A 26,961-nucleotide genomic window follows, 5' to 3' on the forward strand; every position below is an offset into this window, starting at 1 on the left:
GGCTAATGGCCAAACCGAAAGGAAGGCTTACCATGAATCCTTACTTAAATCAACCAAATTCCCGTGAAGAATCCGAGCTGCCTGCCATTCAGCCCCCACCAGCCGATCCCGGGCCCAAGGAGGCAACGGTTCCCGAGATCATTCAGCAGCTTGGGCAGACCAGCGTGCCCACACAGGGCGAATCCAATGTCTATTGCTTGACGATTATTGGTCAAATTGAAGGACATCTGGTGCTGCCTCCGCAGAACAAGACCACCAAATACGAGCACTTGATTCCTCAACTTGTAGCGGCTGAGCAGAACCCTCGTATTGAAGGATTGCTAATTATTTTAAACACGGTGGGCGGCGATGTGGAGGCAGGATTGGCGATCGCTGAGATGATCTCCTCATTAACGAAGCCCACCGTTACGGTCGTTATCGGAGGGGGGCATAGCATTGGTGTGCCCATTGCTGTGGCTGCGGATTATTCTCTGATTGCCGAAAGTGCAACCATGACCATTCATCCTATCCGAATGACCGGGCTAGTCATAGGGGTTCCTCAAACTTTTGAGTATATTGAAAAGATGCAGGAACGGGTGGTACGATTCGTGACTGCTCACTCACGCATTACGGAGAAAGACTTCAAGGAGCTGATGTTCAAGACAGGTGAGCTGAATCGGGACATTGGAACGGCTGTTGGCGGCAATGATGCGGTGAAGTATGGGCTGATTGACGCGATCGGTGGCATCGGAGAGGGACTGACCCGACTGCATGCTTTAATGGACACCAAGCGGCAAACGAGTAATTCGGGAGGGATGCCACAATGACTCATTACACGATATTGCCAGAGGAAGCTTATTGGGAGAATGCGGAGAATCAAGCGGCCTACAACGAAATCGAGCTGCAGGGAATTTTGATGCAAGTACGGATGGAGGGGGGCAACAGGGCTACGATTATTCGTCTGCTCCGCTGCCAATTAGAGGATTATCTGAATCCCGACCTGGCACCGGGCCGAGAGATTGCTTTCTTCCCGGTACTTATGGCGAAAGAGCAAAATTAAGAACATATGCCCGCATTCCTCCTAGGTTCCCCCTAGATGAATATGGTATAATATTCAACTAGGGGGTGTTTTCGTTTTGGCACGGAAACGGAAGAAGAGGAAAGCTGCCCTGGGCAGTATGCTTAAATATGAAATATACGGAATCATCCTGATTACGTTATCCATTATAGCTTTGTCAGGGGAAGCGGCTGTTGGCAGAACATTGTCCAAAATGGCGGCACTGGTCCTCGGCAAGTTTTATTTTGTGATACCGCTGGTTGGCATTTACTTGGGCCTTTCCGTAATGATTCAACGGAAATGGCCCAATCGCTGGAATACGCGGCGGAGTGGAGTGCTGCTCGGCGTGTTGGCACTTTCACTGATGAGCACTATCTCCGCTATGGGACAGAAGCTGGCTCCTACGGGATCACTCGGAACGGGAAGTATTCTTGGACAAATTCATCGTGATTTGCAAGGCTCATTGTTCCAGTCTCCAACGCCAGACGCTGGCTTTAGCTTGCTTGGACTGGACATTAGTGGTGGCTATGTGGGCGGCTTGGAATTCGCTCTGCTGTTCTCTTTGTTCGGTATGGCAGGGGCCAAATTGATCATGATCGTTATGCTGGCTATCAGCTTTATGCTGATTACCGGCTTATCCTATGTGGATTTGTTCCGCCTTCTGCGTACCAAACTGGGCACGCTGGGAGAGCAGCTTGGCCAGAAGATTCGCATGTTGCGTCCAGTGCCCGTTCGCGGACGGCCGAATAAGATGAAGAAACCGTCACCGGTAGCGTCTATGGCGGAGGAAGACCTGGAGGAAAATGAAGAAGAACTGTACGCTCCCAATAGCGAGGAAGAGGCTCCCGCAGTGGCCTCCGCCGTCCGCAAGAAGCCGGTATTCTTCCAGTTATTTGGTTACAAGGGGCGTCAGAAGCAACCAGAGGTACAAGCCTCCGACTTGGTGGAGACCGAAGAAGCTGCTCATGGAGCAGATATTGCGGTCCACGAAATGCCAGGGAGAGAAATTAACTGGAACGAGCTGAGCTATGCCAGCAAAGGAACAAAGGAATCACTTGGCAACGAAGGACCAGATTTACCCGGGACGGACAAGGGAAGCACGGGCCCGATTATTCGCGATTTCTTCGATCATATTCAGCGGGAAAGCCTGCAAAGCGAGGAAGAGCAGGATGACAGTGAACTGGACAGTATTGCTGCTTCTCCTGTGGAACCGTTTGGCGAGGATGCGGAGCAAAGTCCCGACTTTCCGGATAGTCTAGATAGCAACGAGGGTGGGGCGATAGGCGGAGAGCTGGATGGTGAGTTCCCGGACAGTGGTGAACCTGCTCTGGTAACACCATCACCTAAGCCGGCTCCAAAGCCGTATAAGCTCCCTTCCTTCCGTCTGCTTGCGAAGCCGACAGGGGCTGGTAAAGCTGGAGATCAGGCCGATTATATGCAGACGGCACGCAAGCTGGAGGCGACGCTGGAAAGCTTTGGTGTTCGTGCCAAAGTGTTGGAAGTTGTGCGGGGACCCGCAGTTACAAGATATGAAATTCAGCCTGATATCGGGGTGAAGGTGAGCCGGATCGTCAACTTGACGGATGATATTGCGCTGGCACTGGCTGCCAAGGATATTCGGATGGAGGCTCCGATTCCCGGCAAGTCTGCTATTGGTATTGAGGTGCCGAATAATGAAGTGTCGGTAGTTACGATGCGTGAGGTCATGGAGACGCCAACGTTTATGGAAGCTGAGGCTAAGCTAACCATTGCCTTTGGCCGAGATATTTCGGGACAGACGATTGTGGGCAACCTGGCCAAGATGCCGCATTTGCTAGTAGCTGGGGCTACAGGCTCGGGCAAATCGGTGTGCATTAACGGGATTATTACCAGCATTCTGTTCAAGGCCAAGCCGGACGAAGTGAAATTTCTGATGGTTGACCCGAAGATGGTTGAGTTAAATGTATACAATGGCATTCCGCATTTGCTGGCTCCTGTGGTTACCGATCCACGCAGGGCATCGCTTGCGCTGAAGAAGATCGTTGTCGAAATGGAGAAGCGTTATGAACTGTTCTCCAAATCGGGAGCTCGTAATGTGGAAGGCTACAATAAAATGATGAAGGATAACCCTGAAGCAATTTTGCCTTATATCGTGGTAATTGTAGATGAGTTAGCCGATCTGATGATGGTTGCAGCCAGTGATGTTGAGGATGCGATTGCTCGACTGGCCCAAATGGCTCGTGCCGCCGGCATTCATTTGATCATAGCTACGCAGCGGCCTTCTGTAGATGTCATCACAGGGGTCATCAAAGCGAATATACCATCACGGATTGCGTTTGGCGTATCCTCCCAGGTCGATTCGCGGACGATTCTTGATATGGCCGGAGCTGAGAAATTGTTAGGCCGCGGTGATATGCTGTTTATGCCAATGGGAGCCTCCAAGCCGGTTCGTGTGCAGGGTGCTTTTATGAGTGATCAGGAAGTGGAGACCATTGTTAATTACGTTAGAGGCCAAGGCCAAGCTGAATATGATGAGAGCCTGGTGCCGGAGGTAGACGACGAGGTGCAGGAGCATGAAGAAGTATTGGACGAGCTGTATGATCAAGCCGTTCAGATTGTACTTGAAGCCAAGCAGGCTTCAGTTTCCCTTTTGCAGCGTCGTATGCGCGTGGGGTACACCAGGGCAGCGCGTCTGATTGATTCCATGGAAGCCCGGGGAATCGTGGGGCCTTATGAGGGCAGCAAACCACGTGAAGTGTTAATGTCTATTGAGCAATATAAGATGGGCAAGATAGGATAAGATGCAAGCCGATATGCGGATTTACCGTATGTCGGCTTGTGCATTTATGAGCGATCTATTCGCCAGCTTTGGTGACACCTTAACGGATGGCTTATATCAAGGAATGATGAAGCTGGCGATCAATGTTAACCAAATGGAGCGAAATAATAAGCAGGAGGCGTAGACAAATGTGGTTGACAATCTTGATCATCGCACTGGTGGTGACTGGAATAGCTTGGTTTCTAAGAGGGCCTTATTCCAAAACGAAAGCGGAATTTGACCGTCAGGCAGCGAATTATGTCAGCAGCCTGGTGCCAAATGAGTCCACGGTGTTTACATTAACAGATATTCAGAAGCTTCCCCAGCCGGTTCAGGCTTATTTCAGGTATTCCGGTTTTCTGAATCAGCCGAAGATGTCCTACATGAAAATATCGTTTAAAGATGTTGATTTTGTACTGGCGCCACAGAACAAAAGACTGAAAATGGACTATACTCAGTATAATTTCGCGGATGAGCCTGTCAGGCTGGCCTACATCGATGCTGCCCTATACGGCATCCCCTTTGAAGGACTTGATACTTATATTGGCGGTCATGGAGGAATGAAGGGAGTGTTAGGAAAGGGGATTTCCTTATTTAATCAGCGTGGTAACGAGATGGATCGGGCATGTCTCGTCACTTTCCTGTCGGAAAGTCTAATTCTGCCCAGCGTTGCTTTGCAGCCTTATGTGGCTTGGGAGCCGGTACATGACCCCAATCAAGCCAAAGCGACGATTACCTATGGAGGTCTTACGGCCAGCGGAATCTTTACGTTCAGCGAAGAAGGGGAACTGCTGGCTTTTACCACAGAGGACAGAGCCATGATTACTCCAAATGGGCAGTCTCGGCAAGTCTCATGGTCGGCTCTATTCAAGGATTATCAATTTATCAACGGAATGCGGCTGCCAACTCATTTGCAGGCGGTGTGGAATGAGGAGCAAGGTGATTTTATCTATTTTGACAGCCATCAATTTGCAGTGAGTTACCGATAGCTCCAGCGAAGCAGACGGGGCGTTTAGCTTGCCTGAATTTTAGGGTGCATAGGAAGGGAGGGTGCTTGTCATACTAAAGTTACCCATCCTTGTTAATCCACTAAAAGAAAGGTAGAGCTAAACGTATGAATAAAGCAAAAGTCTGGTTAGCCTTCGGTCTAGTGCTGTTTCTGTTCGGAATCGGATACGGAGCAAGTACTTTATGGCATACGGTTCAGGCCAGCGGGGTCCCTTCTCAGGAGGCGGAGCCTGTGTTCAGCGATCAGGTGATTGATTATGGGGCATATGGCAAGGACGTGTATGAGCTCCAGGGCCGACTATCCTACCTTGGCTTTTACCATGGCAAGCTGGATAGTCAATTTGGTCCCAAAACCCGGGATGCTCTGAAATGGTTCCAATCGGAGTTCGGGATGCCGGTCGATGGTCTGGCTGGTCCAAAAACAAAGCTCAAGCTATATAATGCCACGAAAAATTGGAAGCCGGGTATGGAATACGCGAATAGCGGCGGCGGTGGTACAGGCGGCAAGGGAGGAGGAAATGCCGGATCTGGCGGGAATGTCAAAGCCGAATCTGAGTTGGCTCCGTCCAATACCATGGGATTGTCTGAGAATGATTTGAAGATAATGGCCAATGCCGTTTACGGTGAATCTCGCGGAGAGCCATTTGAAGGACAGGTGGCTGTAGCAGCCGTCATTCTGAACCGGGTGAAATCTCCAAGCTTCCCGAACACGGTATCTGGCGTTATTTTTCAACCGGGTGCATTCACTGCAGTAGCCGACGGGCAAATCTGGCTGGAGCCTAATGAGAGAGCCAGGAAGGCAGTGCAGCAGGCGCTTAATGGCTGGGACCCCAGCGGCGGATGCTTGTACTACTTCAACCCTAATACGGCCACATCCAAATGGATTTGGACCAGACCACAGGTGAAGACCATCGGGGAGCATATTTTCTGCATGTAAAATAAATAGGTTCAAAAGGTTACTACGGAAGCTTAGGTTTGGCCGGTTGAATTCAAGATTTGATGCCGAATTTACTTCTTGGATCCCTTAGAGATCAGAAGATGACTTTTTGAACTACCTCTAAGAAAGTGGAAGGAGCAGCCGATTGTTGTCAGGTTGCTTCTTTCCTTTGAATTGGTATAGAATGGAACTGGATTTCAGGATTGATAAAGTCTCTGGCAAAGGAGTTTTCGTTTTGAACAAAACGGCATTTGAACGCGGCAGTGTGGGGCATATTCGGTTGCATGTATTACCGACCAAGCGATTTAAGACGTTTGCGATATCCCTCTACGCAGGTTTGCCGCTGAATGAACAGAAGGTTACAACTACGGCGCTTACCCCCTTTGTTCTGCGGCGGGGTACGGAATCCTATCCGGAAACGACTCAGTTCAGAGAGCAATTGGAGCATTTGTACGGAGCCGGATTCGGGTTTGATGTATATAAACGCGGAAATTACCAGCTTGTTCAGTTTCGTATGGACACAATCAATGATTCCTTTGTACAAAGTGAAGGATCGTTGCTGGATAAGAGTTTTGCCTTTCTAGGCGAGGTGTTTACCAAGCCGGCCTTGGAGAACGGAGCCTTTCGTACAGGTTATGTCCATTCGGAACGGGAGTCGGTTCGTAAGAAGCTGGAAGGTATTATTAATGATAAAATCCGTTATGCCGCCGAGCGCTGCATGGAAGAGATGTTCAAGGACGATCCCTATCGTCTACACCCCCTGGGCGAACGTAAAGAACTGGATGCCATTACGCCAGAGTCGCTATATGCGGCTTATCAAGAATGGCTGCAGCAAGCCCACTTGGACCTTTATGTGGTGGGAGACACCTCTCTGGCCGAGGTGGAAGAGCTGGTTGCCAAGCATTTTAGCTTAAACCGTTCGTTCACTCCGCAATATGAGCCGGAGAAGGTAAGCTTGCGCTCTGGAGAAGTGAAGTCGGTCACGGAAAAATTGGATGTTAATCAAGGCAAGCTGAATCTAGGGATGCGGACATCCATTACATATGGGGATGAACGTTATGCCGCCGCCTTGTTATATAACGGAGTGCTTGGAAGCTATCCGCACTCCAAGCTGTTTATTAATGTGCGGGAGAAAGAGAGCCTGGCTTATTATGCAGCTTCCCGATTTGATGGTCACAAAGGGATCGTAAGTATTCAATCTGGAATCGAAATTGCTAACTATGAGAAAGCACTGCAAATTATTGAAGCCCAATTGGCCAGCATGCGTGCGGGAGAGATTAGCGAACTGGAGATGTCGCAGACAAAAGCCATGATTCGCAACAGTTTGCTGGAAATGCAGGATTCTGCTTTCGAAATGATCGCATACGACTTTAACCGCGTATTGTCAGGTAAGGAGCGTTCTGCCGAACAATTGCTTCAGCAAGTGGAGCAGGTGACGGTTCGCGATATTGTGCAGGCTGCGGAAACCGTACAATTGGATACGATATACTTTCTAACAGGGCGGAAGGAGGAGTAGCCGGATGGATACTATTCGTTACGATGCGTTGCAAGAGACGCTTTATTATGAAACGATGGATAACGGTTTGCAGGTTTTTGTACTGCCCAAACCCGGCTTCCAAAAAATATATGCTACGTTTTCCACGAAATATGGTTCTATTGATAACCATTTTCGTGTAGAAGGTGAAAAAGACATTGCAGTCCCGGACGGTATCGCTCATTTCTTGGAGCACAAAATGTTTGAAGAGCCAGAAGGCGATATTTTTGCTACCTTTGCTTCCCAAGGAGCTTCGGCTAATGCGTTTACAAGCTTTGACCAGACGGTGTACCTGTTCTCAGCTACAGACAACATTCCGGCTAATCTGGAGACATTAATTAATTTTGTCCAACATCCTTACTTCACAGATGAAAATGTGGAAAAGGAAAAAGGCATCATTGGCCAGGAGATTGGCATGTACCGCGATAATCCGGATTGGCGAGTTTATTTTGGCTTGATTGAAGCGATGTACAAGGTCCATCCGGTACACATCGATATCGCCGGAACGGTAGAATCGATCACCACGATTACCAAAGAAACCTTGTATACGTGTTACAACGCCTTTTACCATCCCAGCAATATGCTGTTGTTCGTTGTAGGAGGTGTTCAGCCAGAGGAAGTGTTCGCCTTGGTGCGCCGCAATCAAGCGGCGAAGAAATATGAGCCGCAGGGTGCCATCGATCGGTTGTTTGATGATGAGCCTCAGGAGGTTTCAGAGAAACGGCGGGAATCGCGTTTGCCTGTATCACTGCCAAAATGCTTGTTCGGCTTTAAGGAAACCCGTCTAGGCTTAAGCGGGGAGGAATTGCTGCGTCGGGATTTGACGACCAAGCTAGCGCTGGATTTGTTATTTGGCTCCAGCACAAAGCTGTATCAAAAGCTTTATGATGCAGATCTGATCTCGGATAGCTTTGGTCATGAATACAATAGCAACCCCAATTATGCTTTCTCAGCGATTGGTGGGGATACAAAGGACCCGGACCGCTTGCTTGCTGTTATCCGCGAGGAGGCAGAGGCCCTGTTATCCACCGGCTTTAAGCAGGAGGATTTCGAACGGGCGCGCAAGAAGAAAATTGGCGGTTACCTGCGTATGTTGAACTCGCCGGAGAACATTGCCCATGAGTTTACCCGTTATCGGTTCCGGGGCGGAGATTTATTTGCAGTATTGCCGCTGTATGAGTCGTTGACGCTGGATGAAGTGAATACCCGGCTGCGCGAGCATATGGATTGGGAGCAATTAGCCGTATCTCTCGTGGTGAGCCCATAGATGACACAATTGCATGGGGGAGGGAAAAAGTTTACCGATATGACCGTGCTGATTACCGGGGCAAGCCGGGGAATTGGAGCCGAGGTCGCTCTGAGGTTTGCCTCTGTAGGCATGAATGTGGTCATTCATTACATGAATTCTCACGAGGCTGCCAATGAGGTTGCCCGTAAATGTCTTGAGCTGGGGGCCAAGGCTTACACTATGGCGGCTGACCTGAGAAGCAAGGAAGAGATTGTTCGAATGAAGAAACGATTGGATCATTTTGGGCTATATCCTGATATTCTGGTGAATAATGCAGGGATATCTCATTATGGTCTGCTTTCGGATGTAACCGAAGAGGAATGGGACGATATAATGAACGTAAATTTAAAAAGTGTCTTCCTGTGTACCCAACTATTCATGCCATATATGATTAATCAACGTTTCGGGCGAATCATCAACGTTTCTTCCATTTGGGGGATCTCCGGAGGGTCCTGTGAGGTGGTCTATTCGGCAGCCAAGGGGGGAGTTAATGCCTTTACAAAAGCATTGGCCAAGGAGCTTGCTCCTTCAGAGGTGACTGTCAATGCCATAGCCCCGGGTCCGGTAAAAACCGATATGATGGTAAGATTTGACCCGGAGGAACTGCGGCAACTGGAAGAGGAAATTCCGGCCGGCCGCCTAGGCTCACCGGAGGAGATATCGTCGCTCGTTTATTTCCTGGCTCTGCCGGAATCAGGTTATATTACCGGTCAAATCATCAGCCCCAATGGGGGATGGCTCACTTAAAGCGGTTGTTCAAAAAAAGCCGCCTGAGGCAAATGTTACAAGGGTTTTGGTGGTTCTACACCGCATAAAACCGCTGTTAATTTCGCATATTACAACTGTTGAGCTTAAATCGTCAACCAAAGGAGGATTTATCATGTCAACAGTACTCAAAAATTTTGATAGCTGGAAGAAATTCCTTGGAGAGCGCGTGGAGGATGCTGAAAAGGTAGGCATTAGCGATGAGACTATCACTAATTTGGCCTACGAAATCGGGAGCTTTCTGGATCACAAGGTGGATCCGCAGAATGAATCCAACCGTGCAATCAAGGAAATTTGGGATGTGGGTACCGAGGAAGAGCGGAAAACCATTGCCCGTTTGATGGTCAAGTTGGCCAAGAAAAACGCATAGATGGCCCCTTGAAAAGCTCCCGATCTGGGAGCTTTTCACCCATTTATCCTATTGGCTTGCCTTTCATTTTCATTTTATATATCATAAAACACATATGAACATGCACGTTAAATATATTCTCTAAAAAGATCCACCAGGTTTAGGGATTTTTTGACAAACAGGCAGGAATTAAGACCTAATTTGTCGAATGGTGTATGAGCGACTGAAGAAGGTGCTTGGCAATGACGCAGAAACAATGGTATTTAGAGTATACAATACATAAAAATCGCCCGGGACTTTTGGGGGATATTGCCTCTATGCTGGGGATGCTGGAGATTAATATTTTGACGATCAACGGTGTAGAAGGCAAAACGCGGGGGCTGTTATTGGAAAGCGACGATGATGGAAAAATCGAGCAAGTCAGCAAAATTTTGAGCAAGGTGGATAGCATCACAGTAACCGCCCTACGCAATCCGCGGCTTGTTGATTTGCTGGCCGTTCGGCATGGCCGCTATATCGAGCGCGATTCCGATGACCGCAAGACGTTTCGGTTCACGAGGGATGAACTTGGTATTTTGGTTGATTTTCTCGGCGAATTGTTCAAGAGGGAAGGGCATCAGGTGATCGGGCTTCGGGGAATGCCGCGGGTTGGCAAGACGGAGTCGATTATAGCCGGTAGCGTTTGCGCAATGAAGCGGTGGACCTTTGTCTCTTCAACATTGCTAAGACAAACAGTGCGAAGCCAGCTATCCGAGGATGAGGTTAATCCCCATAACGTATTTATCATCGATGGGATCATCAGTACCTTGCGCTCCAACGAAAAGCACTATCAATTGCTTCAGGATTTAATGGCTATGCCATCTACCAAGGTGATTGAACACCCCGATGTTTTTGTGAAAGAATCGGAGTATAGTTATGATAACTTTGATATAATTATTGAATTGCGTAACAATCCAGAGGAGCAGATCGTTTACGATACGTTTAAGACAATTTATACAGACGATGTGTAATGACATACTAAATATAACTTGATTGCAGGAGGTGATGGCCGTGTCGGATTTGGGGCAACAGTTACGGGAAGCTCGTCTTGCCCGTGGTTTGTCGCTTGATGATGTACAGGAAATGACGAAAATTCGCAAACGCTATTTAGAAGCCATCGAATCGGGTGATTACAAGGTGCTGCCGGGTAGTTTCTATGTCCGGGCATTTATTAAAACATACGCGGAAACGGTTGGTGTAGATGCAGATGAACTACTGGCTGAACACCGCCAGCATGTTCCCGATGCGACTCCCGAGGCGACCATGGAGCCGGTGATCCAGAAGCGCCGGAGCCGTCAGCATTCAGAGCGTAATTCAAAATGGCTGTCTACAACGCTGATGTGGTCCTTCGCTATTTTGATTCTTGTCGTCATCTATATGTATTTTACCTTATGGGGCAATCCGGGCCGGAATGCGGACGGACCTGAGCCAGATCCTACACCGGTGACTGAAGGTAAAGCGCCTGAAAGCAATAACGACAGCGACCAGGGGAATACAGGAAATTTGCCGGCGGATGGGGATGCCGTAGGCGGCAACAACGGCACGGAGAATGGAAGCGGGAACGATGCGGGTACAAATGCAGGAACGGATCTGAACAATGAAGAGAACGCAACAAATGAGCCTGGAGATGGTACAACAGGTGAGTTGACGCTTGTGCCGGACGGTAAACAGGGAAGCACAACCAAATATAAGGTGCAAAATGCTGGAAATACACCTGCGATGGTTACTATTACAGCAACCGGTGAAAGCTGGGTAGAAGTCAGAAAAGGCAGCCGAAAGGGCGAAAAGCTGTATTTTGGAGCAACGAAGGACGGCGATGTACTGACGTATGAAATTGGTCCAGAGGGCTTGTTTGTGATCTCCGGGGCTTCAAAGAATACAACGATTACAGTGGCAGGGGAAACGCTGGAGGATGGCAAAGCGACTTCAAGATTTTTGCTTAATCTCGATAACGGAGAGCCTGCTGGCGAGGATTCCGCAACGACGGAAGACGAGAGTATCGATAGTGGCGGAGAATAATATGAATCGATATACGCCGGATGTGATTAGAAAAGGATGGGTGAAGAATGGCTTCGGAAAGTGCCTTTGATATTGTCTCTAAAATGGATATGCAAGAATTAACTAACGCCATTGATCAAACGGAACGGGAGATTGCCAACCGCTTTGACTTCAAGGGAAGCAAAAGTGAGCTTAAGGTGGAGAAAGATGTGCTCGTTGTTGTCTCCGATGACGAGTACAAGCTGAGCGCTGTCATTGATATTTTGCAATCGAAGATGATCAAGCGAGGATTGCCCATCAAGAACTTGGACTATGGCAAGGTAGAGCCTGCTTCCCTTGGAACAGTCCGTCAGCGCATCAACCTGAAGCAAGGCATCGATCAGGAAAACGCCAAGAAAATTAACGTCTTAATTCGCGATTCCAAGCTAAAGGTGAAGAGCCAAATCCAGGGTGATCAAATTCGAGTTACGGGTAAAAGTAAGGATGATCTGCAGCAAGTGATGCAAATGTTGCGCAAGGCGGATTTGACGGTAGATTTGCAATTTACTAACTTTAAATAATTGTTATGATGGTCTCTTGCAGTCCTTGACGGGCTGCGGGAGGCCCTTTTCATATTTTTGACAGCCAATGCAATGGAATATTATACTTGTATAGGTTGTTAAAATCCTTGCTAGAGTAGGATGAATGGGGCTCGAAATACGATGGAGGACAAGACAGATGACTGAAAAAGTAAAAATCGTGACACTTGGCTGCGAGAAAAATCTGGTCGACTCGGAGATTATGTCCGGATTGATTGATCAACGTGGTTATTCCCTGGTAGATGACCAGGAAGACGCGACCGTTATCATTGTCAACACGTGCGGATTCATCGATGCGGCCAAAGAGGAATCGGTAAATACGATTTTGGAGATGGCCGAGCTTAAGGATACCGGCAGACTTAAGGCGCTCATTGTCTCTGGCTGTCTGACGCAACGGTACAAGCAGGCCCTCATGGAGGAAATGCCGGAAATCGATGGAATTGTCGGAACAGGGGATTTTCATCATATCAACCGGATTGTGGACGAGGCGTTGAAGGGTAAGCAGCCGGCTCTTGTTGGTAATCCCGTCTTTAACTACGAACAGGCGCTGCCCCGCAAGCTGACAACGGCACGCTATACGGCATATGTGAAAATTGCTGAAGGATGCGATAACAGTTGTACCTTCTGCAGCATCCCGATGATGCGCGGGAATTTTCGCAGTCGGTCCATGGAATCCATCCTTGAAGAAGTCAAGAACATGGCTGATCAAGGGGTCAAGGAAATCAGCCTTATTGCTCAGGATTCCACGAATTATGGGACGGATTTGTACGGTGAATTCAAATTGCCGGAGCTGATGGATAAGGTTAGCGAGGTAGATGGGATTGCCTGGGTGCGTTTGCACTATGCATATCCTGGTTTCTTTACCGATGAACTCATCGAGGTTATGGCCCGCAATCCGAAGATTTGCAAATACGTGGACTTGCCGTTGCAGCATAGCGAAGATGCCATTCTGAAGAGAATGCGCCGTCCGGGACGGAACCGCGATGCCCGCGAACTGATTCATAAAATCCGGGAGCGTATTCCTAACGTTTCCTTACGTACTTCCTTAATCGTTGGATTTCCAGGCGAAACTGAAGAGGATTTCCAGCGGTTGAGCGAGTTTGTAAAAGAGATCAAGTTTGACCGGCTAGGGGTTTTTACTTACTCCAAGGAAGAAGACACGCCAGCTTCTCGTTTGCCAAATCAAATAGACGAAGAAGTTAAGGAATGGCGAGCCAACACTTTAATGGAAATACAACGCGAAGTAGCCAATGCCGAGAGCGGCAAGTATATCGGTCAAGTGCTAGATGTGTTGGTTGAACGTTATGATGGACGCAGCGACATTTATGTGGGACGCTCCCAGTATGATGCTCCGGAAATTGATGGCGAGGTATATATTACAAATTGTAAGACTTCGATTGGCGAGTTGACGAAAGTGCGAATTACGCATGCTTATGATTATGATTTGTCCGGGGAGGCCGTTTTGTGAATTTGCCCAATCGCATTACATTAACACGTATTTTTATGATTCCAGTAATGCTGGTGTTCCTGCTGGTGGATGCTGGCTGGCTCTCTTACGAGCTTGCTCTGGGCGCTTATTCCTTGCCGGTGCATCAGCTAATTGCTGCTATTTTGTTCATTATAGCCGCAAGTACCGATGGCATTGATGGCTATATTGCCCGCAAATACAATCTGGTGACCAATCTCGGCAAGCTGCTTGATCCGCTGGCGGATAAGCTGTTGGTAGCTACGGTACTGATTGGTCTTGTTGCGATGGGGAAATGCGATCCCTGGATTGCGGCTATTATTATTAGCCGTGAATTTGCCGTTACCGGCCTGCGTGAGGTTGCACTGCTGGCTGGTTCGGTCATTGCCGCCAGCAAATGGGGAAAGGCAAAGACGGTTACGCAAATTATTGCCATCTCCGCATTGCTGCTGAACAACTTCCCCTTCCAGTGGTTATCGATCCCTTTTGATGAGATTGCCATGTGGTTGGCCGCTGTCATTACGCTGTATTCGGGGATTGATTACTTTGTGAAGAACAAAAGTGTGCTTTCTTTTTCCAAAGCGTAATCCGGGACAAGCCGGAAACGATCAGAGGGGGCTTATTGAAGATGAAAGCGGAAATTATTGCGGTGGGAACAGAACTGCTGCTGGGCCAGATTGTCAATTCTAATGCACAGTATCTCTCTCAGGAGCTGGCTGCTCTAGGAATTGATGTGTATTTTCAAACGGTGGTGGGCGATAATATGAGCCGACTTGCTCATGCTGTGGAGACGGCGGCAGGCCGGGCGGATGTATTAATATTTACCGGAGGGATCGGTCCTACCCAGGATGATCTGACCAAAGAAGCGTTAGCGGGTGTGCTAGGGCGTTCATTGTATGAGGATGCCGAGGCCATGGATAACGTGGAGCGTTTTTTTCAAGGACGTGGTGTTCCTATGACAGAGAACAATCGGCGTCAAGCGCTGGCGATTGAAGGGGGAACGCCGCTGCCTAACGAGACAGGCCTGGCGGTAGGGAATGCCATCGAGCAGGATGGCAAGTTCTACATTGTGCTTCCGGGTCCGCCGAAGGAAATGAAGCCGATGTTCGAGCGCCAGGCAAAGCCCTGGATTTTAGAGCGTGTATTGACCGGAGAGCAGCCAATTTATTCGAAGATGCTGAAGTTCGCCGGGATTGGAGAATCGGCTCTGGAGACCAAGCTGCTTGACTTGATTCAAGAGCAGAGCGATCCAACGGTCGCCCCCTATGCGAAGGAAGGCGAAGTTACGATTCGTATATCGACAAAAGCAACGGATGAACAGGCGGCCATGCATAAGCTGGATATCGTAGAACGAGAGATCGCCTCACGCTTGCCGGAGCATTTGTATGCCAACGTAGATGTGCCTATCGAGCAGGTTATTCTTGATACTATGAAGGAGCGGGGCTTGACGCTGAGCGCAGCGGAGAGCTGCACCGGGGGCCTGCTTATGGAGATGTTCACAGCCTTGCCCGGCAGCTCTGCTGTATTCCAGGGAGGTATCGTTTGTTATTCCAATGCCCTCAAGGAGAAGCTGCTGGGTGTTCCCCATGAGCTGTTAGAGGGAGAAGCTGCTCCCGGCGCGGTGAGTATGGAAACGGCCAAGGTATTGGCTGAACAGGTTCGTCTTACGGCAGACACTGATTTCGGGCTCTCCATCACCGGTGTTGCCGGTCCGGGTCAATCGGAGCGTAAGCCTGCCGGTCTTGTCTATGTTGCCATTGCAAGACAGGCTGCTGACACGGAGGTATTTGAACTTAACATTAAAGGAAACCGTGATGCCGTACGCCTGCGTTCGGTCAAGACGTTGCTGTATCGGCTGTGGCGCGCCCTTCAGGAATAGGTTATCATGCCAAACAGAGATCGCCGTTAGCTCGTCAGCCAGCTCCCAGCCTTGACGTTTTTGCGGATATTCACCTATAATCAGGGTACGGAAGAACCGTGGCAAACTGACTCAGTTGTGCTGCGGTTCTTTTTTATTTGGATTAACTAAAGAAGGAAAATAAGCGACTGAGTCCTTACGAAGAAAGGGGGCTAAGTCTCGAAAAGGAGTGGTTGCACCGGAAGGTCATGCCGGTTGAGATATGTGGTGAACAATCAACTCCATGCTGACATGGGAATACAAGCATAGGTTGGAGCTTGTATCGGTGGCATCCCGTAATTGTTGAGCATACCCCAAGAAAAAAAATACGAATATATGTTCGAAAAAAGTGCTTGGCAAACCTACCAAAACAAGGTACAATTATAAACGAAAAGATGAACTAAGCGGTTATTTATTATGTATTTTATATAAGGATGTGAGCTGATTGTCAGATCGTAAAGCAGCGCTGGAGATGGCGCTTCGCCAGATAGAAAAGCAGTTCGGTAAGGGGTCGATCATGAAGCTGGGTGAATCGACACATATGCAAGTGGAGATCGTTCCGAGCGGTTCAATTGCCTTGGATATTGCGCTTGGCACAGGTGGACTTCCACGGGGACGGATTATTGAAGTGTACGGACCGGAATCGTCAGGTAAGACGACCGTAGCATTACATGCGATTGCCGAAGTGCAAAAGATTGGTGGACAAGCTGCCTTTATCGATGCGGAGCATGCACTGGACCCTTCCTATGCAGGCAAGCTGGGCGTAAATATCGACGAGCTGCTATTATCCCAACCGGATACAGGAGAGCAGGCGCTGGAGATTGCGGAAGCGCTCGTGCGCAGTGGGGCGGTAGACATTATCGTCATTGACTCTGTAGCAGCCCTCGTTCCTAAGGCTGAGATTGAAGGCGAAATGGGCGATTCTCATGTGGGCTTGCAGGCCCGCTTGATGTCGCAGGCTTTGCGGAAGCTCTCCGGGGCCATCAGCAAATCCAAGACGATTGCGATCTTTATTAACCAGTTGCGCGAGAAGGTCGGCGTAATGTTTGGTAATCCCGAGACAACACCAGGTGGCCGGGCTTTGAAATTCTATTCGACAGTGCGTTTGGATGTGCGTCGGATTGAGACAATCAAGATGGGCAATGATATGGTCGGGAATCGTACAAGAGTCAAGGTAGTCAAGAACAAGGTAGCCCCACCGTTCAAGCAGGCAGAAATTGATATTATGTATGGTGAAGGTATTTCCAAGGAAGGCAGCATCATTGATATCGGCGTAGAACTGGATATTGTAGATAAGAGTGGTGCGTGGTATTCCTTTGCTGGTGAGCGTTTGGGTCAAGGTCGCGAGAATGCCAAGCAGTACTTGAAGGAGCATGGCGACATTGCCGATGTGATTGAACAGAAGATTCGGCAGGCCAGCAACCTGACCACTTCCGTAGCTCCGACCTCCGCTGAAGAATTGGAAGCTGAGCAACAGGAAGAACAAGCGCTTCTTGAAGATAAATAGTCTTTTAGCCTAGACGCTAGTGAGCGCTCTGATCCTCGGCTGTTGCCGGGGCAGAGCGTTTTTTATTGGTATAAATCGCCGGGAGGGATCTGGTTTGGATAACGGAATGAAGGATCACGGGAACTCGTGGCCAAGACCGGGCGAGAGAGATCGTGGAGGAAAAAAAGAGGAACGGGAAATTGTTGATATCTCTGACGAATCCTTTTGGCAGCCTCTGCCGAAAACAGTAGAAAAGGAGCAACGCCAGGAGATAGAAGAGGACATCCAGAGGTTGGATGCTTTGCCTGAAGATATGGAGTTGACTATCACCTCGGTATTGATGCTGAAACGCCCCAAGCACAGCTATCAGATTCGTTTTGGCAGCTACAGTCTGGAGGTTCACGAGGATGTAATGATTAAATATCGCATGATTAAAGGTGCGGTATTTACCAAGGCTGAACTGGAGGACATTGTGGCTGCGGATGAGCGCCAGCAGAGCTATATCCATGCTCTGAAATATTTAGGCATGAAGCCGAGGACAGCCTATGAGATATCCCAACGTTTGGGTGAAAAAGGGTGGGGCCAGCCTGTGATAGAGGATGTTTTGACCCGTTTGCAGAGCGAGGGGTATATCGATGATGCTGTGTACGCTCAGGAATGGGTCTCCCAGCGAGTGAGGAACCGTGGCAAGGGGAAGTTATGGGTCGGACATGAACTTCGCCAGAAGGGGGTCTCCAAGCCCTACATTGAGGAGGCACTGAGCCGCTTAAGCGAAGAGGATGAGTATGATAGCGCCCTGCAGCTAGGGAGCAAGAAGTGGAGAAGCCTATCGGGGGAGCTGCTTGATAAAAAGCGGAAGACAGGAGCTTTCTTGCAACGCAGAGGATTTAGCGGCGGGGTTGTCTCGCGGGTGATGCGCGAGCTTGGCGGACGGGGCGACATGAATGGATTGGACGATTGGGAAGAAGAATAGGATTAGGCAGGTAACTCCTGTCATGGCTTGACAATATCTTTTGTCAAATAATAAAATGAAATATGAACCTATATCGCATCATCCCTTTTTTTCCTTCCAAAACAACGGGTGGCGATGGATTCTGTTCTTCAATCATGAAGGCAAGGCACGGCCTTTAAGCGGTGCGTTGCTGCGTGAAACCGCCGAACTAAATGGGCAAGTCATGTATGTTTTAAATGATGATGAACTAAGGAACGAAAGTAACTAAAAACTGCAAACATCCCAAGGAATGCCTTGGAGGAAACAACGGGGAGGTGAACAGATGAGTCCTGTAATCTGGAGCGTTCTCGTTGCAGCCGCTTTATTCTTTGGGTTCGTGATCGGATATTTTATTCGCAAGTCTCTTGCCGAAGCTAAAATTTCCAGTGCCGAACAAGCTGCCGTTCAGATCATAGAAAATGGTAAAAAAGAGGCAGAAGCACTGAAAAAGGAAACGGTTCTGGAAGCTAAGGATGAAGTCCACAAGCTAAGAGCCGAAGCTGATAAAGACATTCGTGAACGTCGGAATGAAATACAACGACAAGAAAGACGATTGTTGCAAAAAGAAGAGTCGCTGGATAAAAAATTAGAATCGCTGGAACGTAAAGAAGAACAAGTGGTCAGCAAAGAGAAACGCATTGAAGAGACACAGCAGCAGATTGACTTGATTTACAAAAATCAAGTGCAGGAGCTGGAACGGATTTCTAATCTCTCGATGGAAGATGCTCGTACGATCATCTTGAACAACGTGGAGCAGGAAGTGCGCCATGAAACTGCACAGATGATTAAGGACATTGAGCAGCAGGCAAAAGAAGAAGCGGATAAGAAATCCCGGGAGATTATTACGCTTGCTATTCAGCGTTGCGCAGCCGATCATGTTGCGGAGACTACGGTGTCCGTTGTAACGTTGCCTAACGAGGAAATGAAAGGTCGGATTATCGGCCGGGAAGGCCGGAATATCCGTGCTCTTGAGACGCTTACCGGGATTGATCTCATTATCGACGATACGCCGGAAGCGGTTATTCTGTCAGGCTTTGATCCGATTCGCCGTGAAATTGCCCGTACGGCACTGGAGAAACTGGTGGCAGACGGACGGATTCACCCGGCAAGAATCGAAGAGATGGTAGAAAAATCGCGTCGGGAAGTGGATGAACGTATTCGCGAATATGGTGAGCAGGCTACCTTTGAGGTGGGTGTGCATGCACTGCATCCTGACTTGATCAAAATTTTGGGACGTCTCAAGTTCCGGACAAGCTACGGTCAAAATGTATTGAAGCACTCGATGGAGGTTGCTTACCTGGCAGGGCTGATGGCCGGGGAGCTTGGCGAAGACATTACACTCGCCAAACGGGCAGGCTTGCTGCATGATATCGGTAAAGCGCTGGATCATGAAGTGGAAGGATCTCATGTCGAAATCGGCGTAGAGCTGGCTAAGAAATACAAAGAGCATCCGGTAGTTATCAACAGTATTGCCTCGCACCATGGCGATTGTGAAGCGACTTCCGTTATCGCTATGCTGGTTGGCGCAGCCGATGCTTTGTCAGCGGCAAGACCAGGGGCACGTCGTGAAACGCTGGAAACGTACATTCGACGTCTTGAGAAGCTCGAAGAAATCTCCGAGTCTTTTGAAGGAGTCGAGAAGTCGTTTGCCATTCAGGCGGGTCGTGAAGTCCGTGTTATGGTACAACCGGAAAAGATTGATGACGCGGAAGCGTTCCGGTTGGCGCGAGATATTACGAAGACGATTGAAAGTGAACTGGATTACCCGGGGCATATTAAAGTCACCGTGATCCGCGAGACGCGGGCGGTTGAATACGCCAAGTAAAGGTTATGCTGAAGAAGTGGCCCCTCGCGGGCCGCTTTTTCATTGCCTGACCAGGGCTTAAAGCATCTGCTGCACTCAAGGCGGCTGGTTTGCAAGTGAAGGAGGGTACAACATCAAAGTTCTATTTATCGGAGACATTGTTGGAAATACGGGACGTAAGGCGCTTAAGGCAACATTGCCCCATTTGAAATCCAAGTACAATCCGCATATTATTGTGGCCAACGGGGAGAATGCGGCAGCGGGGCGGGGAATTAACGCCAATATTGCCAGAGAGTTCTTCGAGCAAGGCATTCATGGGTTAACGATGGGCAATCATACCTGGGACAATAAAGAAATATTTGATTTCATTGACGATGAGCCGCGGATGGTTCGTCCTGCGAACTTTCCTCCGGGAACTCCTGGCCTGGGTTTTACCGTGGTTAAGGGAAATGGCAAAGAGCTGGCGATTGTTAACCTCATGGGCCGGACCTTCCTGCCGGCGATAGATGATCCTTTTCGAGCTGCGGATGAAATTGTGGCTCAGTTGGCCAAAAAGCATAAATGTATTTTAGTGGATTTCCATGCCGAAGCGACCTCGGAGAAAATTGCCATGGGCTGGCATCTGGATGGCAGAGCTTCTATGGTAGTAGGTACGCATACTCATGTGCAAAGCAATGATGACACAATCCTTCCACAAGGAACGGCCTATTTGACGGATACCGGCATGGTAGGCTCACGTGAAGGCATCCTTGGTATGGAGCGTACGGCGGTGTTGCGTAAATTCACAACTCAGCTTCCGGTCCGCTTCCAGGTCTGTGAAGGCAAATGGCACTTTCATGCGGTCATTGTCGATATTGATGAAGCTACCGGCAAAGCGCAGAAAATACAAAAGATCCGTCTGCTTGAGGACGAATGGCTGATGGACTAGGAAGGCTTGGCTTTGCTGAAATCATCGATGTCCTTGCTGTCAAGGCATCGCGAAGTTTGTCTCCGAGAAAAAGAAGGAATTATTTGAGTTCTCACGAATATCTTCTAAGTAGTGGAATTCAACTAATTTCCCAGGGAGGTACGAACGATGGAAGTATTAAAGGTTTCAGCAAAATCCAACCCCAATTCCGTTGCCGGCGCTCTTGCTGGAGTTCTTAGAGAACGTGGCGGCGCTGAATTGCAAGCCATTGGGGCAGGTGCTCTCAACCAAGCCATTAAAGCTGTAGCGATCGCCCGGGGATTTGTTGCTCCAAGCGGTGTGGACCTGATTTGTATTCCGGCGTTTACGGATATTGTTATTGATGGTGAGGATCGTACGGCCATTAAATTGATTGTTGAACCAAGGTAATTATTACGATAGAAAGACCGCCTGTTTACAACGGTAAACAGGTTTTTTTGTGTTTGTTTTTCATAACCTAAGATAATATGAGAAATATTCAGAAACCTCTATAAGGAGCAAGGAGGAAGTTCGATGAGTCTACCCGTAAGTGATTTTCATTGTGACGCATTATCCAAGCTGCAATTGAATCCCAAGCTGAATTTTGCCGGATCCCGGAAGCTGGACGTAAACTTGCGCCGGATGAAGCAAGGGGGAATCCAGTTGCAATGCTTTGCTATTTTCTTGTCTGAAAAGCTGGGAGCTCCCCGATTCGGACATATCCAGGAACAAATAGACCTGTTCTATAATCATATCGTTCGCTTGGGGGTACGCCCTATAGGCTTCGCCGAAGACTTGAAGGAGCTGGAACAATCCCGGGGAATCGGTGGCTTGTTATCGCTGGAGGGGGCGGATGGCCTGGAGGGAAATCTCGATCATGTACGCAAATGCTTTGAACGGGGCGTGCGTATTCTTGGCTTAACCTGGAATTATGCCAATTGGGCGGCTGACGGCATTCTTGAGCCGAGAAACGGAGGACTGACACAGGCAGGCAGAGAACTCGTGGAATTGTGTCATGAGCTTGGTATGATTCTTGACGTGTCGCATTTATCAGTAAAAGGCTTCTGGGAGCTGCAGGAACTGGCCGAAGCAGCGAGTCGGCCGTTTATAGCTTCGCACTCCAATGCCTACAGTGTGTGCGATCACGCACGCAACTTAAGGGATGACCAGATTGAAGCCATTATCAGACTCAACGGACGCATCGGCTTGACCTTTGTTCCATGGTTTGTGAAGAAGGGCCGACATCCATCAAGCCATGATCTACTCCCTCATATTGAGCATATATGCGCACTCGGAGGTGCTGATCATATCCTATTTGGCTCCGATTTTGATGGGATCGAATCGCATTTAAGACATTTAAGCCATGCCGGCGATTACGCCAAATTCCAAGACATGCTGCTAAAGCATTATCCAGAAAGGCTTGTTCGCGGGTGGTTGTCCGGCCACGCAGCCGCATTCCTGCGGGATTGGCTACCCTTACGCAAGAAAGCGCTTTAATTCATCCAATTGCGAGATAGAAATGATCGAAAACTACTATATGAAAAAAGGCGAGAAAACGCTTGCTTTTTATACGGACGCGACATAAAATTGACATGAATCTGAAACACAATGTTCACAAAATTTCGCGTTTATATTCTTTTTTCCATTGCGATACGATTAAAGGGGTGGGCGATCTTGATTAATCAATTGTCTTGGAAGATCGGTGGTCAGCAAGGTGAAGGGGTTGAAAGTACGGATCGCATTTTCTCGACGGCCTTAAACCGGTTGGGGTACTATCTGTATGGATATCGGCATTTCTCCTCTCGAATTAAAGGAGGGCATACCAACAATAAGATACGGATCAGTACCAAGCCGATTCGTGCAATTTCCGACGATTTGGACATCTTAGTCGCTTTTGACCAGGAAAGTATCGATTTAAATGCGCATGAGCTTCGTAGCGGCGGGGTGATCGTGGCCGACGCCAAGTTTAATCCAACGGTTCCGGAAGGCCAGAAGGCTCGTTTGTTCCCGGTACCGATTACGCAGCTAGCTGAAGAACTGGGCACATCATTAATGAAAAACATGGTTGCTTCCGGAGCCTCGTGGGCGTTGCTCGGACTTCCGCTGGACGTTTTTAATCAAGCTGTGGAAGAAGAGTTCGGCCGGAAAGGCCAAGCCATCGTGGAGAAAAATATTGAAGCCGTGAAGCAAGGCGCGGAGTACGTGTTAGAGCTTGCAGGCGGGCCGCTGGAAGAATTCCGGCTTGGGCCTGCGGACGGCAAGCAGAAGCTGTTCATGATCGGGAATGATGCTATCGGTTTGGGAGCCGTTGCGGCAGGATGCCGGATTATGAGTGCTTATCCCATCACGCCAGCTTCAGAAATTATGGAATACCTGATTAAGAAGCTGCCTAAATACGGCGGAACTGTGGTGCAAACGGAGGACGAGATTGCGGCCATCACGATGGCGATTGGCTCCAGCTATGCAGGTGTGAGAACGATGACTGCTTCGGCTGGCCCCGGCCTGTCTCTGATGATGGAGGCGATTGGTCTGGCTGGCATGACAGAGACTCCGGTCGTCATCGTGGATACACAGCGTGGTGGACCGAGCACCGGTCTTCCAACCAAGCAGGAGCAAAGCGATATCAATGCTCTAATTTATGGAACTCACGGGGAAATTCCGAAAATCGTCATTGCGCCAAGCTCGATTGAGGAATGCTTTTACGATACGGTAAAGGCATTTAATCTGGCGGACAAATATCAGGTGCCAGTCATTGTGGCTACGGACCTGCAGTTGTCCCTGGGCAAGCAATCCTGTGAACCGCTGGATTACAATCAGGTAACGATCGACCGCGGTTATTTGGTGAAGGACATTCCGGATCGCGATGATTCCAGCATATTTAACCGTTATGCACTTACTGAGAATGGCATTTCACCACGTGTTCTGCCAGGAGAGAAGAACGGAATCCACCATGTTACCGGGGTGGAGCATGATGAGTCGGGACGCCCATCGGAAAGTCCGGTTAACCGGAAGAAGATGATGGATAAACGCTTGCGGAAGCTAACTCAATTAGAAGTGAAAGATCCGGTTCATTTGCAGGCGCCTCATACTGAACCTGATTTGCTTATTATCGGTATGGGTTCCACTGGCGGTACGATTGATCAGGCACGATTGCGCTTGGCTGAGGCTGGAGTGACCACTAACCATATGACGGTTCGTTTGATGCATCCGTTTCCGACGGAGCAGGTATTGCCGCAGATCGTCAAGGCAAAGAAGGTCGCTATCTTGGAGAATAACGCCACCGGCCAATTGGCCAATCTGATCAAGCAAAATGTTGGGTATCATAATAAATTGGTTAACATTCTTAAATATGATGGAAATCCTTTTCTTCCTTTGGAAGTTTATAAAGAGTGCCTGAAAGCCGTCTCGGATCAAGCCAAAACGCAGGAGGAGCTGGTTAGAAATGGCAACCTTTAAAGAGTTCCGCAATAATGTAAAACCGAACTGGTGCCCGGGCTGCGGTGATTTCTCCATCCAGGCTGCTATCCAGCGGGGAGCGGCGAATGTCGGTCTGGAGCCAACGAATTTGGCCGTCATATCCGGTATTGGTTGCTCCGGCCGAATTTCGGGCTATATTAACGCCTACGGTCTGCACGGTATCCATGGACGTGCGCTGCCCATTGCCCAAGGGGTGAAGCTGGCTAACCGGGACCTGACCGTCATTGCCTCGGGGGGCGACGGGGATGGCTTTGCCATTGGGATGGGGCACACCATTCACGCCATACGCCGCAATATTAATATCACTTACATCGTAATGGACAATCAGATCTATGGATTAACCAAAGGGCAAACTTCTCCGCGCAGTGGAGAGGGCTTCAAGACGAAGAGTACGCCGGAAGGCTCCATTGAATCTACGTTGTCTCCACTGGAAATTGCCCTGGCTTCGGGCGCAACATTTGTAGCCCAGTCATTCTCTAGCGATATCAAGCAATTAATCTCATTAATTGAACAAGGAATTCAACATGAGGGCTTCTCCTTAATCAATGTGTTCAGCCCCTGTGTCACCTTTAATAAGGTGAATACCTATGATTGGTTCAAGGAGAACATCGTTAATCTCGATACGATCCCGGATTATGATCCCGGTAACCGTGCCTTGGCGATGACCAAGCTGATGGAGACAGGCAGCATGATTACCGGCCTGATCTATCAGAATAAGGAGAGAAAGAGCTATGAGGACTTGGTGCATGGCTTTAGGAAGGAGCCGCTAGCTCATCAATCCTTAGCTTTACCTGAGCCTGAGTTTGACAATCTTGTAGCAGAATTTAGATAATTGATCAAAAAGGCGTCCATTTCCCATGGACGTCTTTTCCTTTTTGGCGGCAATAGGTGTATAATGAAGAGCGATGTCAATTGTTAACGATATAGAGAATATACGAGGAGTGTTAGTAGACATGAGCAAAATTGTATCTGTCGGCGTATCTGCACGTCATATCCATCTGACCCAGGAGCATATCGAAATCTTGTTTGGACAAGGATATCAGCTTACTGAATTTAAGCCTTTGTCGCAACCTGGCCAATTTGCTGCCAATGAGCAGGTAGCTGTCATCGGAACGAAAGGGCAATTTGATAAGGTTCGTATTTTGGGCCCGGCTCGTCCGGCTTCCCAATTGGAAATTTCCCGTACAGATTCCTTTGCAATTGGTGTAAAGGCTCCGGTTCGCGAATCCGGGAATATTGATGGAACGCCTGGAATTACTGTGAAAGGTCCAGCCGGAGAGATTGAATTGAAGGAGGGCGTCATTGTCGCCGCCCGCCACATCCATTTTCATACCTCGAATGCTGAGAAATGGGGCATTAAGGACAAGCAATTGCTGAAGGTTCGTTTGAGTGGGGAGCGTGGTCTCGTATTGGAGAATGTTATTGCCCGCGTATCGGACAACTTTTCCTTGGATATGCACATCGATACAGATGAAGCCAATGCAGCAGGTGCCAAAACGGGCGATACGGCTGAAATCATTGATTAATCAGCCAACAATATGATTTAAATAAGTAAAGGACTGGCCTTGGCGCTATATTCGCCGAAGGCCAGTCCTTTTTTTGCTCATACGTCTGATGATCCGGGGATAGCTCTAATGCTGCGGCATTTGCTTGGACAATCCCTTCATTTGATCAATGACTTGCTCAAGGGTGGACGAACAATTTCCATAAAGCTGCTTGGTTCTATCATCTGTGGCTGAGCGGGCCAATGATTGCAGCACCTCTTCACATTTTTTGAGCTGGGCTAACAGGACAGAGGCTTGCTCCTGAGGCTGCGGAATATTGATCCGATCATCGTAAAGGTCGACGTAGAATTGGCCGTAAGCGTCAACTTGTCCCAGGTTGACCTGTTCAAGTGAGACGCCCAGCTTCTTGAGCTCGTTATTCAGCCAGCGGTGACTAAGCCCGAGAGCGGCCATGGGCTCGTTCATGATGTTGCCGCTAAGAATAATAGTCTGTGGCTCCGGCTCCGGGGGCACCTTAAGCCCAAGCTGTGCGGGGGTGAGAGGCTGATGCTCTGTTTTCAACAAAGCATTGATTTGTCCATCGGGTTCCATTACGGCAAATTCCACTTCAGCTGTTTTGAAGATGCTCTTCTTCCTTAACTGCTCCAGTAGTTCCTCATTGGTGAGTCGTTCTTTTTTTAAATTACCCTCCAATATTTTTCCATCCTGAATCAAGACTGTGCTTGAGCTGTCAATCCAGCTTCGAAATCGTTTGCTCTTAAGCTGCACATATTCCACACTAATGGAAATGAGAAACCAGACACCTACTGCTACCAGCCCAATATACCATTCGACATCGACATCAAGGGAGATATAAGCTGCAAGACTGCCTATCGTGATGCCAGTTGTGTATTCAAAGAAGCTAAGCTGGGAGATTTGCCTCTTGCCGAGCAGCCGGGTGATGATAAATAGCACCACCGCCGCTAACAACGTACGCAGGATGATCTCTACCCATATTGGCATATATATGCTCCTTTCTCAACGGGGAAGAGCTTGGAAATATATGTTGATTATTTGCGAAAAGAGAAGCTTTTAACAAATCC

General features: G+C 48.8%; 26 protein-coding genes. 25 read left to right on the top strand and 1 reads right to left on the bottom strand.

Going from position 1 to position 26,961, the window contains the following annotated elements:
- The first annotated feature begins 32 nt into the window (after positions 1–32).
- From C557_RS0113440 to pduL, 25 genes are all read left to right on the top strand, one after another.
- The gene (locus C557_RS0113440; protein WP_018752394.1) at positions 33–806 is read left to right on the top strand and encodes a ClpP family protease; all 774 of its coding nucleotides are present in this window, start codon (positions 33–35) and stop codon (positions 804–806) included.
- On the top strand, positions 803–1,039 hold the full coding sequence (locus C557_RS0113445) for a YlzJ-like family protein (protein ID WP_018752395.1): 237 nt from the start codon (positions 803–805) through the stop codon (positions 1,037–1,039). The genes C557_RS0113440 and C557_RS0113445 overlap by 4 nt, the downstream gene beginning before the upstream one ends.
- A 118-nt stretch (positions 1,040–1,157) precedes the next feature.
- Positions 1,158–3,815: a DNA translocase FtsK gene (locus C557_RS0113450; protein WP_154656238.1), complete on the top strand. Its 2,658-nt coding sequence runs from the start codon at positions 1,158–1,160 to the stop codon at positions 3,813–3,815.
- A gap of 1 nt (position 3,816) precedes the next feature.
- Positions 3,817–3,978 carry a hypothetical protein gene (locus tag C557_RS25265; protein ID WP_018752397.1) on the top strand — a complete coding sequence of 54 codons (162 nt, stop codon included), beginning with the start codon at positions 3,817–3,819 and terminating at the stop codon, positions 3,976–3,978.
- Between the two features lie 4 nt (positions 3,979–3,982).
- Positions 3,983–4,822, top strand: coding sequence for a DUF6544 family protein (locus C557_RS0113460; protein ID WP_018752398.1), 840 nt, complete (start codon positions 3,983–3,985; stop codon positions 4,820–4,822).
- A gap of 125 nt (positions 4,823–4,947) precedes the next feature.
- Positions 4,948–5,778, top strand: coding sequence for a spore cortex-lytic enzyme (sleB, locus tag C557_RS0113465; protein WP_018752399.1), 831 nt, complete (start codon positions 4,948–4,950; stop codon positions 5,776–5,778).
- A gap of 235 nt (positions 5,779–6,013) precedes the next feature.
- Positions 6,014–7,294 (top strand): EF-P 5-aminopentanol modification-associated protein YfmF, encoded by a 1,281-nt coding sequence (gene yfmF / locus C557_RS0113470; RefSeq protein ID WP_026263476.1) that lies wholly within the window; start codon positions 6,014–6,016, stop codon positions 7,292–7,294.
- A gap of 4 nt (positions 7,295–7,298) precedes the next feature.
- Entirely contained in the window at positions 7,299–8,579 is a 1,281-nt protein-coding gene (yfmH, locus tag C557_RS0113475) for an EF-P 5-aminopentanol modification-associated protein YfmH (RefSeq protein ID WP_018752401.1), read from the top strand.
- A complete protein-coding gene (gene ymfI, locus C557_RS0113480; protein ID WP_018752402.1) occupies positions 8,580–9,347 on the top strand; it encodes an elongation factor P 5-aminopentanone reductase in 768 nt (255 codons plus the stop codon).
- 133 nt (positions 9,348–9,480) lie between these two features.
- Positions 9,481–9,735: a DUF3243 domain-containing protein gene (locus C557_RS0113485; protein ID WP_018752403.1), complete on the top strand. Its 255-nt coding sequence runs from the start codon at positions 9,481–9,483 to the stop codon at positions 9,733–9,735.
- Between the two features lie 221 nt (positions 9,736–9,956).
- Positions 9,957–10,724, top strand: coding sequence for a DUF3388 domain-containing protein (locus C557_RS0113490; protein WP_018752404.1), 768 nt, complete (start codon positions 9,957–9,959; stop codon positions 10,722–10,724).
- A 40-nt stretch (positions 10,725–10,764) separates the two neighbouring features.
- A complete protein-coding gene (locus C557_RS0113495) occupies positions 10,765–11,772 on the top strand; it encodes a helix-turn-helix domain-containing protein (protein ID WP_018752405.1) in 1,008 nt (335 codons plus the stop codon).
- Between the two features lie 47 nt (positions 11,773–11,819).
- A complete protein-coding gene (locus tag C557_RS0113500; protein ID WP_018752406.1) occupies positions 11,820–12,311 on the top strand; it encodes a YajQ family cyclic di-GMP-binding protein in 492 nt (163 codons plus the stop codon).
- 157 nt (positions 12,312–12,468) lie between these two features.
- The gene (gene rimO, locus C557_RS0113505; RefSeq protein ID WP_018752407.1) at positions 12,469–13,797 is read left to right on the top strand and encodes a 30S ribosomal protein S12 methylthiotransferase RimO; all 1,329 of its coding nucleotides are present in this window, start codon (positions 12,469–12,471) and stop codon (positions 13,795–13,797) included.
- On the top strand, positions 13,794–14,381 hold the full coding sequence (gene pgsA, locus C557_RS0113510) for a CDP-diacylglycerol--glycerol-3-phosphate 3-phosphatidyltransferase (protein ID WP_018752408.1): 588 nt from the start codon (positions 13,794–13,796) through the stop codon (positions 14,379–14,381). Before rimO ends, pgsA begins: the two co-directional genes overlap by 4 nt.
- A gap of 41 nt (positions 14,382–14,422) precedes the next feature.
- A complete protein-coding gene (locus tag C557_RS0113515; protein WP_018752409.1) occupies positions 14,423–15,673 on the top strand; it encodes a competence/damage-inducible protein A in 1,251 nt (416 codons plus the stop codon).
- A gap of 463 nt (positions 15,674–16,136) precedes the next feature.
- A complete protein-coding gene (recA, locus tag C557_RS0113520) occupies positions 16,137–17,198 on the top strand; it encodes a recombinase RecA (protein WP_018752410.1) in 1,062 nt (353 codons plus the stop codon).
- Between the two features lie 94 nt (positions 17,199–17,292).
- Positions 17,293–18,150, top strand: coding sequence for a regulatory protein RecX (locus tag C557_RS0113525; protein ID WP_018752411.1), 858 nt, complete (start codon positions 17,293–17,295; stop codon positions 18,148–18,150).
- Positions 18,151–18,451: 301 nt separating this feature from the next.
- Complete coding sequence (gene rny / locus C557_RS0113530) at positions 18,452–19,993, top strand: ribonuclease Y (RefSeq protein ID WP_018752412.1); 1,542 nt, start codon at positions 18,452–18,454, stop codon at positions 19,991–19,993.
- 112 nt (positions 19,994–20,105) lie between these two features.
- Positions 20,106–20,900 (top strand): TIGR00282 family metallophosphoesterase, encoded by a 795-nt coding sequence (locus C557_RS0113535; RefSeq protein WP_026263478.1) that lies wholly within the window; start codon positions 20,106–20,108, stop codon positions 20,898–20,900.
- A gap of 147 nt (positions 20,901–21,047) precedes the next feature.
- Positions 21,048–21,308 (top strand): stage V sporulation protein S, encoded by a 261-nt coding sequence (locus C557_RS0113540; RefSeq protein WP_006211249.1) that lies wholly within the window; start codon positions 21,048–21,050, stop codon positions 21,306–21,308.
- Between the two features lie 123 nt (positions 21,309–21,431).
- The gene (locus C557_RS0113545; protein WP_018752414.1) at positions 21,432–22,394 is read left to right on the top strand and encodes a dipeptidase; all 963 of its coding nucleotides are present in this window, start codon (positions 21,432–21,434) and stop codon (positions 22,392–22,394) included.
- A 177-nt stretch (positions 22,395–22,571) separates the two neighbouring features.
- Complete coding sequence (locus C557_RS0113550) at positions 22,572–24,353, top strand: 2-oxoacid:acceptor oxidoreductase subunit alpha (protein WP_018752415.1); 1,782 nt, start codon at positions 22,572–22,574, stop codon at positions 24,351–24,353.
- Positions 24,340–25,206: a 2-oxoacid:ferredoxin oxidoreductase subunit beta gene (locus tag C557_RS0113555; RefSeq protein WP_018752416.1), complete on the top strand. Its 867-nt coding sequence runs from the start codon at positions 24,340–24,342 to the stop codon at positions 25,204–25,206. The genes C557_RS0113550 and C557_RS0113555 overlap by 14 nt, the downstream gene beginning before the upstream one ends.
- Before the next feature lie 121 nt (positions 25,207–25,327).
- Positions 25,328–25,900 carry a phosphate propanoyltransferase gene (gene pduL / locus C557_RS0113560; protein ID WP_018752417.1) on the top strand — a complete coding sequence of 191 codons (573 nt, stop codon included), beginning with the start codon at positions 25,328–25,330 and terminating at the stop codon, positions 25,898–25,900.
- A 105-nt stretch (positions 25,901–26,005) separates the two neighbouring features.
- On the opposite strand, the gene C557_RS0113565 is transcribed toward pduL, so the two are convergent.
- Entirely contained in the window at positions 26,006–26,881 is an 876-nt protein-coding gene (locus tag C557_RS0113565) for a DUF421 domain-containing protein (protein WP_018752418.1), read from the bottom strand.
- Positions 26,882–26,961 lie beyond the last annotated feature (80 nt).

Source organism: Paenibacillus sanguinis 2301083 = DSM 16941 (assembly GCF_000374825.1).
GTDB classification, from domain to species: Bacteria; Bacillota; Bacilli; order Paenibacillales; family Paenibacillaceae; genus Fontibacillus; species Fontibacillus sanguinis.